At 62.6% G+C, this 12,540-nt stretch carries 17 protein-coding genes; 12 read left to right on the top strand and 5 right to left on the bottom strand.

The window, feature by feature from the left end:
* Positions 1–122: 122 nt before the first annotated feature.
* Positions 123–512 carry a hypothetical protein gene (locus AC3WRR_RS00495; RefSeq protein ID WP_115737166.1) on the top strand — a complete coding sequence of 130 codons (390 nt, stop codon included), beginning with the start codon at positions 123–125 and terminating at the stop codon, positions 510–512.
* A 103-nt stretch (positions 513–615) separates the two neighbouring features.
* Here AC3WRR_RS00495 and AC3WRR_RS00490 read toward each other — a convergent pair whose 3' ends face one another.
* From AC3WRR_RS00490 to AC3WRR_RS00480, 3 genes are read right to left on the bottom strand one after another with little or no spacing between them, the layout of a single operon-like run.
* Entirely contained in the window at positions 616–1,026 is a 411-nt protein-coding gene (locus AC3WRR_RS00490; protein WP_492295600.1) for a bactofilin family protein, read from the bottom strand.
* A gap of 7 nt (positions 1,027–1,033) precedes the next feature.
* Positions 1,034–1,624 (bottom strand): hypothetical protein, encoded by a 591-nt coding sequence (locus AC3WRR_RS00485; RefSeq protein ID WP_492295599.1) that lies wholly within the window; start codon positions 1,622–1,624, stop codon positions 1,034–1,036.
* 20 nt (positions 1,625–1,644) lie between these two features.
* Complete coding sequence (locus AC3WRR_RS00480) at positions 1,645–2,250, bottom strand: hypothetical protein (protein ID WP_145987312.1); 606 nt, start codon at positions 2,248–2,250, stop codon at positions 1,645–1,647.
* Positions 2,251–2,891: 641 nt separating this feature from the next.
* On the opposite strand from AC3WRR_RS00480, the gene AC3WRR_RS00475 reads away from it, so the two are divergent.
* The 11 genes from AC3WRR_RS00475 to AC3WRR_RS00425 all read left to right on the top strand — a co-directional run bounded on the left by AC3WRR_RS00475 (position 2,892) and on the right by AC3WRR_RS00425 (position 11,314).
* Positions 2,892–3,203, top strand: coding sequence for a DUF7696 family protein (locus tag AC3WRR_RS00475; protein WP_492295597.1), 312 nt, complete (start codon positions 2,892–2,894; stop codon positions 3,201–3,203).
* Entirely contained in the window at positions 3,152–4,447 is a 1,296-nt protein-coding gene (locus tag AC3WRR_RS00470; RefSeq protein ID WP_492295595.1) for a recombination directionality factor, read from the top strand. Before AC3WRR_RS00475 ends, AC3WRR_RS00470 begins: the two co-directional genes overlap by 52 nt.
* A 105-nt stretch (positions 4,448–4,552) precedes the next feature.
* Positions 4,553–5,953 (top strand): metallophosphoesterase family protein, encoded by a 1,401-nt coding sequence (locus AC3WRR_RS00465; RefSeq protein ID WP_492295593.1) that lies wholly within the window; start codon positions 4,553–4,555, stop codon positions 5,951–5,953.
* Between the two features lie 162 nt (positions 5,954–6,115).
* Positions 6,116–6,631 carry a hypothetical protein gene (locus tag AC3WRR_RS00460; protein WP_115737172.1) on the top strand — a complete coding sequence of 172 codons (516 nt, stop codon included), beginning with the start codon at positions 6,116–6,118 and terminating at the stop codon, positions 6,629–6,631.
* A complete protein-coding gene (locus AC3WRR_RS00455) occupies positions 6,619–8,943 on the top strand; it encodes an AAA family ATPase (protein WP_492295590.1) in 2,325 nt (774 codons plus the stop codon). Before AC3WRR_RS00460 ends, AC3WRR_RS00455 begins: the two co-directional genes overlap by 13 nt.
* Before the next feature lie 213 nt (positions 8,944–9,156).
* On the top strand, positions 9,157–9,387 hold the full coding sequence (locus AC3WRR_RS00450; RefSeq protein WP_492295588.1) for a hypothetical protein: 231 nt from the start codon (positions 9,157–9,159) through the stop codon (positions 9,385–9,387).
* Between the two features lie 63 nt (positions 9,388–9,450).
* Entirely contained in the window at positions 9,451–9,750 is a 300-nt protein-coding gene (locus tag AC3WRR_RS00445) for a hypothetical protein (RefSeq protein ID WP_492295586.1), read from the top strand.
* Positions 9,734–9,934, top strand: a complete 201-nt coding sequence (locus AC3WRR_RS00440) for a cell division protein ZapA (RefSeq protein ID WP_492295585.1) — start codon at positions 9,734–9,736, stop codon at positions 9,932–9,934. Before AC3WRR_RS00445 ends, AC3WRR_RS00440 begins: the two co-directional genes overlap by 17 nt.
* A gap of 70 nt (positions 9,935–10,004) precedes the next feature.
* Positions 10,005–10,220, top strand: a complete 216-nt coding sequence (locus AC3WRR_RS00435; protein WP_492295583.1) for a hypothetical protein — start codon at positions 10,005–10,007, stop codon at positions 10,218–10,220.
* Positions 10,169–10,414 (top strand): hypothetical protein, encoded by a 246-nt coding sequence (locus tag AC3WRR_RS00430; RefSeq protein ID WP_492295581.1) that lies wholly within the window; start codon positions 10,169–10,171, stop codon positions 10,412–10,414. The genes AC3WRR_RS00435 and AC3WRR_RS00430 overlap by 52 nt, the downstream gene beginning before the upstream one ends.
* Positions 10,415–10,435: 21 nt before the next feature.
* Complete coding sequence (locus AC3WRR_RS00425; protein ID WP_492295579.1) at positions 10,436–11,314, top strand: DUF4238 domain-containing protein; 879 nt, start codon at positions 10,436–10,438, stop codon at positions 11,312–11,314.
* A 27-nt stretch (positions 11,315–11,341) separates the two neighbouring features.
* Here the strand turns inward: AC3WRR_RS00425 and AC3WRR_RS00420 are convergent, their stop codons facing one another.
* Both AC3WRR_RS00420 and AC3WRR_RS00415 read right to left on the bottom strand, forming a co-directional pair.
* On the bottom strand, positions 11,342–11,614 hold the full coding sequence (locus AC3WRR_RS00420) for a hypothetical protein (protein WP_492295577.1): 273 nt from the start codon (positions 11,612–11,614) through the stop codon (positions 11,342–11,344).
* The gene (locus tag AC3WRR_RS00415) at positions 11,611–12,537 is read right to left on the bottom strand and encodes a tyrosine-type recombinase/integrase (protein ID WP_492295575.1); all 927 of its coding nucleotides are present in this window, start codon (positions 12,535–12,537) and stop codon (positions 11,611–11,613) included. Before AC3WRR_RS00415 ends, AC3WRR_RS00420 begins: the two co-directional genes overlap by 4 nt.
* Positions 12,538–12,540: the final 3 nt, after the last annotated feature.

Genomic DNA, 12,540 nt, shown 5'->3' with positions numbered 1-12,540 from the left:
ACATTGCTAAATCCGAAACAATAATTCGGAACTTTTTCCTGGAGGAAACGGGCGACCGCCGGCCAGACCGCTGCCGAAGGGCTAGCACGTGTTGCCGGCATGGGGCTCCAGAGGAGCGAGCTTTGGAACCCCAACTCCTTTTGATGAACGTCGACAACCTGCCACGGCAGGGAATCGCGAAGCGTGTGGACCAGTGGTTTTCTGATGTCCGCAACGAAAATATGCAGTCTTTTGATGACTGGCTTGCGGTTGTGGCGTCGCCCGCGCCATCCGCTGCGCCTGGCATGCGATTGTCGCAAGGTAATGTCGAATTTGAGCTGCGGCATGGCCAACGATACTTGATCGAAGATACCGTGCGCGGAGTCAGGCAATTTCGTTGCATCATCGATGGCCGAGTTCCACTCGTTGCTTTCATTGATGAGCGCGGCTACCGCGGAGCGTGGATTACCGTGATCAATCTCTTCACCATCGAAGAGATGGTGAGCATGCGAGAGCTGCCAGACCAGCCATAGAAAAGGGCCCGACGCTATCCAGCGGCGGGCCCTTTTTTTCTTCTGTTTAACCAAAAAGACGATGCTTATATGTTGGCTTTCCGGATATACACCCTGAGCATGCTCAAGCTGACACCGTGACGTCGGCTTCCGTTCTCGGGGTGACGGCTTCTTCGATTGTCGGCGCGGGACTGTCGCCGAAGGTGAGGGCCGGAATCCGCGCGATCGTGCCCTCCAGGGCTGCGGAGCTCCCAAGCCGGATGGTGCCAGCATAGGCAATCCGGCCCTTCACGCGGCCGTTGATATGGAGCGACATTCGAGCGGCAACATCCCCCTCTACGGTGCCATCGATGAGCACATGGTCACCTTCCACGGTTCCCCGGACCAACCCTTCGGCACCGATATGGACGAGGCCACGGGAAGAGCGCAGATCGCCGTCGACCAGGCCAAAGCAACTGACGCCGTGATCGGAGGAAACGTGTCCGTGGATGCTTAGACCAGCCTGGATCAAGCTGAAGTTTCGAGGGGCATTCATGACGGGATCAGAACAGTTTGATTTCGTTGCCGCGGCTGGCCGCCGGTGCCGGCGGATGGATTGGGGCGGGAGTGGTTGGCGCCTGGCGTGTGGCTGTCGAGACGGAGGCCGGCTGCCTTGGCGTTTGCGCCTTTGGCGGTTGAGGCTTGGCAACGTTCTGCGGCGCAGCCGCTGTGGGCGTGCTTGCCGATGCGCCGGAGCTGGCGACAGGGGCTGCGGACGGTGCTGGCGTACCCGATGCCGCTGGCGGCTGCGACACGGATGGCTGTGACGCAGGCCATTCATGGCCGTTTTCGACGGACCGCGAGCCGGCGGCTTCCGGCTGTGCGGCTACAGCTTTCTCGGGTGGCTTGCGCGCGTCGCTGGATGCGAGCCAGCGCCCTCCGCCGAACGCCAGAACGGCAACGGCCAGGATCCCGAGGCATTGCCAGTGGATCGGCTTGATGCGCGCCACGATCGCCGCGTTACGATCGGGAGGTAGCTGGCTTGCGGCCGGTGCAGCTGCATCAAGACTGGCTTTTCCAGAGGCGTCCATCTCAATAGTCACGGGAGTGGCCGCGTACTGCGCGTGCAGGCGCTCAATTTCCTTAATGTCCATATCGGTCTCTGGAGCGGTTTTCAGGCCTGTTCTATCAGCTGGCCGTCTGGGGCGAACCGATCGTTGTCAGGGATGCAAAGGTGATGGATTGCACGAATGTGCTTGGCCGCGCCGACGATTGCGTCGTCCTTCTCCGTATCCGAAATGGATTGCGCGATGTATGCGCCGAGCGTGCGATGGAAGAGCCTGTCGTGCTGGTTCAGAAGTCGTATGAGCCGGCCTGACAAAGAGTGCGTCACGACGATCTGCCGATGGTCGAACTTCAAGCTGAGATGGCGCCGGGGCTTGGATTCGATCCACTGCAGTCTCGCATCCATCCATTCCTGTGCCAGCCGGAAGGCTTCGTCAAGCGCAATGATCTTGCCTTTGCTGGCCACCGAGAACTTGGAAGTGATGTAGTTGTAGTCGCTACGTAAGAAGTTACGCACGAAGTCAGTGCAATACGACACCTCAGTACCGCTGTCCGTTTGCGGGACAATTTTTGCAACGCGTCCCTCGCTGAGCATGCGCCGAATAGGCTTCGGGCCAGCGTTGGCATCGGAGCTGTCTGGGGGCGCGTCCAGGGATGAAACTGGCGGTATGGGACGCGAATCGCCATCGGGGAGCGGACGGAAAAGTTCGGCCATGGTCCATGTTGTGGAATCTCTCTCACAAGGAATTGTGAGATACATTGCACCGGGCATGCTCGGAGAAAGCGGTGCCAAATTCGCGAGCTTTCTGCCATTTGCGCGGCTAGCGATGTGCCACAATTCATTCACACCTCGCGTCACTGACGCATCGACCCTGACTCCTCGAGAGTCCATCTTCTGCTTCAAGTCGTGCACCTTGCGCACGCGCCGACCGGTTGGCTACCGGTGTGGATATTCCTTGTGATAAGTGTTTTCGCCGAGCACTTCCCTCATCAGCTCGTAATACGCGTCTTTGGCTGTGCCTCTTCATGAGCGCACGCCGGACACCGTTCGAGCCTGGGACCATGTGGCGTCTCTCTCCAGGCCCCTCCTAGGCAGAACGGCTGACGTCGAGCCGATCCGTGAACCTGCGGCCGAACCTGTGGGTTCGCGAAATGGGTTGTTGTGCAGCGTGATCATGCTGCACGAGGACGACTTTACGTCCTCCGCATGAGCGGCGCGCTTTGTGCGCGGCTCCCTGAGTGCCACGCCCCCGGAAGGGGCGTGGCATCCAGGTCTCTCTAGCAAAGCTCGCTTTCCGGCGTACCCGGGACGCGGGCTTTTGTTGTTTGTGAGAGACCGTTTCGGGAGAAGCTGCCATGCATCACGATTCCGAGATTTGCGCCGTGATCGCGGCAACGCTGGAACGCCGACGTCCGTTGTACAAGGATATGCCGGCAGCCTGGCGCAATCTCTGTGAGGCGGCACACGTCGCCACTCTTCCGGAAGCCGCGCGAGCGGCCTTCCTCAACACCGTAACGACCCAGCGCGGGGCAGACACAGCCTTGCGCCTTCGGGAGCATGCTGCGTCCATCCGGGCGAGCGTCGTTCGCTTTCTCTCTGAAAGGAGATTGAACGTATGCATGCACCCATCACCTACGGTGGCTTCGACGGACCCAGAAGCCTGCTAGAAGAGCGGCCGATGCGCCCGCCGATCATCGGCAAGATCCGACCGGGCATCAAAGTCTTGACCCGCAAGGCTCGGGAAAATCCCGAAGCCGTGCGGATCCACGACGCCATGGTGGCGCAGGGCCACTCCTACGAAGCTATCGGGCTGGAAATCGAGCGCAGAACCCAGCTTCGCAATGCGCTGGTGCCGAAGAACGTGCCGTGGTTCACCTGCCGCGGGTCGGACTTCACCAACCCAGCGGTGGCCGAAGAGATCGTGCAGCGCTACGGCGAAGACCGCGGCGACGGCAACGGCCGTAAGCTGTGGCGCTTCCCCGTGGTCTTTGCCTTCGACGACTGGCTGCGCAACATGCCCAACGAGCTGGTGACCTACACCGCCAGCGGCAAGCAGTACTTCTCCGAGTACGGTCCTGACGGTTTGCGCTACTGCAAGACGTATGCGCCGGTCCAGCGCGATGCGCGCGCCAGCCGAGCGAAACGCGTGTGGGGCGGCCGCCCGATCATTCTGCGGCAGGATGACGCCATCCCCGACGGACGGTGCGACCCGCACAGCTGCCCGCAGTACCAGCAGGGCGTTTGCAACCTCTCCGCGGCGTTCTATTTTGCGGTGCCTTCGACCCGGGGGCTCGGTTTGATCCAGATGCCGACCACCTCCATTTACGTGCTCCAGAAGGCCCACGCCGCGATGCAGACGGTTGCGCTGGCGCGCGGCCGCCTGGTCGGCGTCCAGTTCTTCGTGAGCAAGCAGGAGGTCGAGATCAGCCGTATCGATCCCGAATCCGGCAAGCCGGTGCGGCAGATGCAATGGCTCATCACGCTCGACGCCGATCTTGACCTGGCCGGGCTTCTCGACGGGTCGGATCGGCCGCGGCTGTCGCATGTCGAAGCCGCGCAGCAGGCGGTCGCGGCGCTCGAAAGCGCGCCCGAGGTTCCGCCGGATCAGTCGGCCGGTGCCCCTCCGCTGGACAAAGAGGAGCCAAGCCTGCCGTTGGAGCAACGTGCCGACACCTCGGCTACCGCGGACCTGGCCGCAGCGTTCAACGAGCTGGCCGCGCGGCTGGGCTTCGACAACGAGCCGGATCGCAAGGATCTTCGCGCCTTTCTGCAGGAGAGCTTCGGCGTCGGCTGGACCAAGCGGCCCGCCGCGGTCCGGCAGGTCGTTCACGATATGCGTGTTGCGCTGGAGAACAACCCGGTTGCCTATCGCGAACAGGTCAAAGCCATCGCGGCAGAGATTGCCCCCTGAGCCGGACTTCCCGACTGGCTCACTTTATGGACGCCCTTGTGGCGTCCTTTTTCTTTTCCACGCGCCAGCGCTTGCGCGGGCACAACCCATTTTCAAGGAGGTAGCATGCTCAACGAAGGCGATTGCCTGCGTCTGGGACACTTCTCAGATCTGCATTACTCGCCCGGCCATCTGGCCGAGGCGGACCGCTGCTTCGGCTTTGCGGTCGACGACGCGATTGCATCGCGCTGTCATGTGGGGGTGGTGTCGGGAGATTCCACCGATCACCGCCTGGACGCGCACACGCCGGCCTTGTCGGCGCTGGCGCGCCGGATCCATCTGCTTTCGGCTCACATGCCCGTTTTGATGCTCCAAGGCACGTTCAGCCATGAACCGCAGGGCACGCTGGATCTGTTCCGCCTGATCGGGGCGCAGTATCCGGTCTACGTGGCAGACCGCATCCATCAGGTAGCGCTTTGCAACGGGCAGTTCGTACCGTCGGATGGGCCGGTCTTTTCGGGCGCTGAGATTGACGCGATCCTGGCGCAGCATGGCATGCCTACCGTTGTGTTCACCTGCGTGCCAACCGTCAACAAGGCGGTTCTCGCGGCCGCTGTGGGCGTCGTCAATGCAGCGACGGCGGTTGGCGACTATCTGGCCAACTACCTTGCCGCCGCCGGCGCCGTCAATCGGCAGTGGCGCTCGCAAGGTGTGCCAACGGTCGGTGTGTCGCATGGCACGGTCAATGGCTGCCAGACTGAGCATGGCGTGCCGATGGCTGGTTTCGACCATGAGTTCACCATCGGCGCGCTGTTCGACGCTGACTGTGATGCGTTCATGCTCGGCCATATCCACCGCGCCCAGCAATGGGAGCGGGAGGGCAGGATAGTGGCCTATCCGGGCTCCATCGGGCGATTCCACTACGGCGAGATCGGCGAGAAGGGATATTTGCAATGGCAAGTGGCCGCCGGCCGCGCCAGTGCGTCGTTGGTGGCCACGCCGGCGCGCGAGACGGTGTGCGTGGACTTTGACGGCCCGCCGGACATGACGAAGCTGGCCGAGGTCGCTGCACAAGCGGCTGACAAGTTCGTGCGGGTGCGTTGGACCGTCAACGAAGAGCACCGTCAGCTGGTCGACCGCGATGCCATCCAGGCACTCTTCGCCCGCAGCGCTGAGCTCAAGATCGAGGCACGGGTTCTGCCGGCAGTGCGCAGCCGTGCTGAAGGCATCAGCCGTGCCGCGAGCCTGCCGGAAAAGCTGGCCCGGTGGGGTGAGCTGACTGGCGTGGACACGGGCCCGTTGTCGGACCGCCTGGCGATGCTGGAGACGCTCGATGCGCAATCGATCGCCGATGCGGTGCTGGCGCAGCTACGTGCTGTGCCGGCCGAGGCAACACAAGGTATCCATGAGGCCCCTATCGTTGTCGAAAGCAGTTCGGCTGATTCGCGAATCACCCAGACCCCTTCGCCGGAGCAATCCAGCATGGACTGGCTGACCGATGACCTGTTTGCGGAGCAATCCGCCTAACCCCTAGAGCATGCGCAAGCCATGTTCCGACAGCCGCAAGGGCTGTCGAAACCCGGTTTCACCCGCGTCTTTGACGCATCGACCCAGCAGTATCCATTTTCTTCTTACCCTGGCGGGTGCTTCCCGTCAGGGGCGCGCTCCGCCCATACATTGGAGTGCAAGATGATCCTTTACCACGCCGGCCCTTCGTGGGTCCATGTCGCCGAGTCTGCCCTGACGCGCGCCGAACTGGCGAAGCGCCTATGTGATCAACACGGCTTCACGCCGTGCATGTTGTACGAACCCTTCGGGCGCGATCGCGGAGCGGTGATCGCCAAACGCGGGCATATGCTGGTGATGACGATCGGCGCCGAGGGTGGTAACACCTGGTTCTCCGTCGCACCGTCCAAGGAGCTGCAAGACCTGATCTGGTCGTTCTCGAACGGCTTTGCCGGGCAGTGGAGCGCCCTGGAGCTGAAGGCCATTGCCGGTCTGGATGACTGGAAGGCGTTGCTCGAGATGGCCGCAAGCCAGTTCTCTGCCGCGGTGCGCTCTGTCGAGCGCGCCATGGCTGGCCACCCGGAGGAGGACGTGCCGGATGTGCCTGAGCTGACCGTATTCGAGGGCGAACCGATGGAGGTGCCGGCTGATTACCTTCATTCCTTCACCGGAGCGGAGGTTGTCGAATGCGCCCACTGAAACTGACCCTCGCAGGTTTTCACGGCATCCGCGATGGCATGCATCGGGATAGCGTGACGGTGGATCTGACCGATCTGCCAGGCGGCCTGATTGCGATTGTTGGCCCGAATGGCGCCGGCAAGACGACGATCATGGACAATCTGCATCCCTATCCCATCATGCCAAGCCACGCCAGCAAGATGTCGGCCGATGCATTCTCGTACTGGGACCACCTTTGCGCCCCGCGCGCCGAGAAGGACCTGGAGTGGGAGCACGGTGGCAAGGTGTATCGATCAGCGTTCGCATTTCGCAACCCGGGCAAGAGCCGCAAGGCGGAGTACTACTTGTTCGAGAAGGATGCCGCCGGCGCCTGGAATCCCGTACAGCTGCCCGACGGCACCGTGTCCGATGGCAAGGCCGACACCTACGGCCGATGCCTCGACGCGGTGCTTGGCTCCGCCGAAGCCTTTTTTACCAGCGTCTTTTCCGCCCAGAACCGTCGCCCCTTGGCCAGCTACCAGCCGACCGAAATCAAGCGGCTGCTGGCGGAATTGCTTGGCATCGACCACCTGCGCGAGTTGTCGGCGAAGGCTGGCGATGTGGCGAAGGCATTGAGCCGGTCGCTCGATACGCTGCAGCGGGAATTGCTTGTGCTGTCGGGCAAGCGTGACACCGCGGTGGCGATGACTGGTGAGATTCGCGAGATTGACCAGGCGCTCGAATCGGCGCGGGTCCTGCGCGCGGAGCAGTTGAGCCGCGGCAGCAAGTTGGAGCAGGAGCGTGCGACGCTCGCGGCCAAGCAGGCGGCCTCAGCCGGTACCGAGGCCCGATTGCGTGAGTTGCATCAGCGCAAGCGGGAGTTAGGGGCACGTGGTCAGCAGCTGGCTGCGGATGAGCGTGCGGCAGCCGCCAAGGCAGCGATGCGCCGCCGGGAACTTGAACAGGCCGCGGCCGCCCACCAGGCGACCGTTGCCAAATCCGAGGCGATTACCGAAGCGGCTGCACAACGCGACGCTGTCCAGATGGCCCTTGGCCAGCGGCAAGCGCAACTTGCCGACAGGCAGCGAGAACTTGCCGAGGTGGAGGCCGTGGCAACGCGGCACGCGACACTGGCAGCAGAGCTTCGCGAGATGGAACAGCGGGGCTCGGTGGCAGCGCAGCTGGCCCGCACGCTCAAGGCCCAGACCGACGTGATGGACACGGTGCCTTGCACCGGGCATTCGATGCACAGCCAATGCCCGTTGCTAGCCCAGGCCCGCGAGGCCAAGGGACAGTATGCGGAACAGGCTGTCGTCGTAACGAAGCTGCGCACCAGCTACAGGGAGAAGCAGGAAGCCCTGAAGCCCATGGAAGTGAGCGTACAGCGTTTGCCCGCGGCTCGGGAGGCGGTGGCGGTCCTGCAGCGCGATATCACGCGGGACAACCAGGAACTGCAGCGTTTGACCGCTCTGGCGGCTCAGCGACCATTGCTCGACACTGCCGCGGCCGCGCTCAAGAGCGCTCGCAGCGACCTGGCTGTGCTGGCGAAGGAGGAGACTGAACGGAACAGCCGGCACGCCCGGGACGTCCAAGACGTTGAATCTCAACTGGGCGCGGTGCAGCGGGAGGTGGATGCGCTGGCCATCACGGACGTGACGGCATTGATTGCGGACCTGGATCGCAGTATTGTGGGGGTGCGTGAGGCGGTAAGTGCAGCCGACGGCAGGATCGAAACGCTGATCCGCCGACAAAGCGCGCTGGCCACCGATCGTGACCGCATCGAACGCGAGCTCGCCGGTCTGCCCGCTCTTGAAGCGCAGGTTCAGCGCCTGTCCGACGAGATCGCGCAGTGGAAGCTGCTCGGCAAGGGCCTTGGCAACGACGGCGTGATCGCGTTGTCGATCGACGACGCGGGACCAGCCATTACCGGCATCGTCAATGATCTGCTGCTCGCCTGCTATGGGCCGCGATTCACCATCGCGATCCAGACCCAGACGACACTTGCCAGTGGCGAAGCTCGGGAGAGCTTTTCCATCGCTGTGCTGGATGCTGAAAACGATAGCTCGAAGGAATTCAGCGTAATCAGTGGGGGCCAGAAGGTGTGGATTAACGAATGCCTCACGCGCGGCATTGCACTCTACCGGGCGCAGCACGCGCAGCATGCCTTCCAGACGCTGTTCACCGACGAGGCGGACGGGCCGTTGGATCCGGAGCGCAAGCGTGCCTTCATGAAGATGAAGCGCGAGGTGCTGCGGGTCGGCGGCTATGAGCGGGAATTTTTCATCTCCCAGACGCCGGAGCTCGTTGACGACGCCGACGGCGTCATCGATGTCGTGGCCCTGGCCGCGCAGTAGTTGCACACACGCCTAAGCCTTGCCCACGCCCGCTTCCCCGAAAGGGGAGCGGGCATTTTTCTTTTGAACCAAGAGAAATTGGGCGCTAGAATGGCCGTGCTTACCGCGTCTTTGACGCATCGACCTTGCTGGCCTTGCCAGCACAGCTTTTCTCTTCTACCCATAGGGGCCTTGTCCCTATGGGCAAGGCTTCCGTCCTACAGGAGTCTTGCCATGGTGATTCAGTCTCGCACGTCTGCCGGTGTGGTCCTCTCGATCGTTGCCGTGTTGTTCGTCGCGCTCTTCTTTGTTGTTACTGCTCCGGATGCACGTCAGCTGCGACCCCAGCTGCTTGGTTGTGGCCTGGTGATTGCACTGATCGGGATGCTGTGGTTCGCATTGCATGTGCGCAAGCTCCGCAAGACCCGCAGCGTCATGAAGCTGGTCCGTCCGGCCTGGCTCTGAGCGTAATACCGCCCCATTCATCGCCCTCTTCGGAGGGCATTTCTTTTTTTGGTCCAGTAGACGATGGAAAAGATCATGATCCCGGCGGCCGACGCTGCCAAGTTGCTACCGCGCGGCAAGAAGGTGCACACGTTCATCCGCGTAATGGCCTGGATGGGCGCTGATGTCGCGCGCGAGAAGGTGTTGGCTGCCTTCGAGACCGCCAAGGAGGTGGAAGTCTCCCAGGACGCGGCCTGTTTGCAGCACCAGCTTGCCGTCATGATGGACGGCGTGCGAACGTACATCGACACCAACCAGAAGGCCCTGCACAAGCGGTGCCCGCAACTGGCTGCGGCAGGGAGGGCGAATGGACCTGCTCGTTAGCCTTTCGCTGCACGCGCCGGAATTCCGCGGCGCCGGTGGTCCCGCCGAGGCGGCACGCCGGCTTCGACAAATCGCCGACGAGCTCGAGGCCAATGTCGCGGACTTTGCGACGTGCCCGGAAGGGCAGCGCATTGCCGGATCGCAGGACGACTGCAGCCGCGTGGCGTATCTCGTCGATCTCTGAGCCGGTCTTTCTACCAACCCATGGGGGCACAGCCCCCGTTGGGGTCGTGTCCCATCCCCGAAGGGACACAATGCAAACAATTTCACTTTTTCCCGCCGGCGCGCTCGATCCCATCGAGGAACGGGCGGAGGAAGCCATCCAGGCCATTCGGCGATTGCTCGAGGCTGGCCATCCGCTGGTGATCGCATACAGCGGCGGCAAGGACAGCAGCATGGTCGCAACGCTCCGCGCTGCATGCCCGCTGTCGAACATCGCGCCGCCGGCGGCAGGCCGTTGGTGGTGGTGACCACGGGCGATACGCTGGTGGAATCGCCAGAGGTGGCAGAGCACTACCGCAACGAACTGGGCCGGATGCGCAAATTCGGTGCCCGGCATGGCGTTCGCATCATCACCCGCATTGTCGAACCGGCGATGGCCGCCACTTTTCAGGTGAAACGAATCATTACCAAGATCGCATCTGAACTGGCATCATTGCGATGAGGCCGACAGCCAGTACCGTTTATGCCCGCCAACGAACGCCATCACTACGTCCCACAGTTCTACCTCAACGCTTGGTGCACGCCGGACGAGCAGGCGCGGGGCGAACGCCTCTACCGATACCAATGGAAGGGCGGACGCTGCCTTGTCGAACGAGCTCACCCACGCTCCACGGGCAGCCTAGATCGGCTCTATTCCCTCGATAGCGTACCACCAGAAAGGCAGCAGCAGGTTGAGAAGGATTTCTTAGCAGGTGTGATCGAGGCTCCGGCAGGACTGGTTCTAAACAAAATGCGAACAGCGGGTCGTGGGCACGATCTCACAATGGAAGAGCGTCACGTTTGGACGCGATTTCTGATGGCGCAGAGGATCCGTTCGCCGGAGATTGTCCGGTTCCTTGATGATCAGGCCCCGCCCCATCTTCGGAAAGTCCTCTCGGCATATCCCGAGGAGTACCAAGCGTTGGCAGAGGAGGGAGATCCGGAAACGCTGCTGGAATGGGTGGAGCGCGCAAAGCCCGGATTGATTAATGACTTCGGAAGACTGCTTATACCGTCATTGATCCTTGATGATCGGGCCTATAATCGGATCATCCGGATGCAATGGTGGCAGATGGACTTCACAGGCACGGGCATACCGTTACTGAGCAGCGATCACCCCTTGGTCATCGTTCCGGGAATAGATCACCCCGGCTGCGTCATTGCTATGCCGATCAGCCCTCGCTTCGCCTTCTTTGCCTGCCCGAACAAGGGTGTAGCGGAGTACCTTGCGAAGTTCTACGGCCTTCGATTCTTGGCCGAATGGCTCAACTTCCAAGTAGTTCGGCTAGCGAATGCTCAGGTATATGCCGTGGACACGAGGCTTTCCGACTATATATGCGCGCATATGGCGCCGCCAAAATAGCCTCTCTCCGCCGTGATCGAGAGCTGCTCAGTATGCAAACGGATCTCTAGTGTCAATGCACTCTCGAACGTGCGGCGCAACGGATGCGTGCGGCCGTTGCCCGCGGGTGTCTGCTACCTGGCTCCAATGGTGGTGCCACCAGGCAATGACGGCTGCCGTCGCCACGGCATCCTTGGCGCTCACGACCATACTGACCTCGTCGGCGACGGCTGCCCACCACGCCTCGCCTTCGCGGTCGCTTGCTCTGGGGTCGATCGCGCGTCGATAGATGGCTTTGGCATTTTCCAGGGGGATGCTCATGGTCTGTCTCCGTCTTCCGATTCGATGGTTGCCGCCATGCGGTCGCAAGTTCGCTGGCTGGCCAGCCCGAGCATGCGGCTGATGTTGTCACGGGGCAGACCCGCGAGCAACTGGCGTCGGCAGAAAGTATTTCGCAGGGTGCGCGGGCTTGGCTCGGCACCGGTGAATCCGATGGCTTCCAGCGCGGCGGCCACGATCCGGCCAAAGCTCATGTCGGTAATGGGCCGGCCTTGCGGCGAAAGCGTGAAGAGCAGGTCGCCCTCGATAGGCAGCGTCGCGCGCCGTGCCATCCAGGCGCGCAGGAGCGGCACAGCGAACTCTGGCAAATGCACGGTGCGGGCATCCCGCGGCCCATGCGCCGGCACGAAGAGATAGGGCGGCATTGCCTCGAGCTGTAGCTCGGCCACCCGCGCAGCACGCGCTTCTGAGGCCGTGATGCCGGTCGCGAGAAAGACGGCGACGATCGCGCGCGAGCGCAGGCGGGCCAGGTCATCTGCAGGCGCCTGCAGGAAGGCCTGCAGGCGCGCATCCTGGGTCGCGTCCAGATACTGCGGCGTCGGCTCCTGATCGGGCCATGGCTCCGCGGCAAGCAGCGCGGCCGCGGGATTGTCGTGCCGGACACCAGAAAAGACCAGATGCCGGCACAGGCGATCCAGCAGCTTGACGTATCGCACCCGCGTGGCCTGGGAGTAGGAACGCGCATCGGGGCGATGCCAGAACGCGTCGATATCGTCGGACCCGAAAGAGGGGATGCTGGCGCCGCGCGCCAGCAGGTGCCGGCGGAAGTGCTCGAACATCGCCCGGTGCTGGACGATTGAGCGCGCAGAGAACGGCCGACGGTCGGCGCCGGCGGCTTCGCGGGCTTGCCAGTCGCTGTAGGCCAGGGTGGGATTCGTGAGCCAGAGGGAGTCCATTGGTTCCATGCC

The sequence above is a fragment of the Cupriavidus sp. FW305-3-2-15-C-LB2 genome, assembly GCF_058787575.1.
This window is presented reverse-complemented; position numbering and strand designations above follow the sequence as displayed.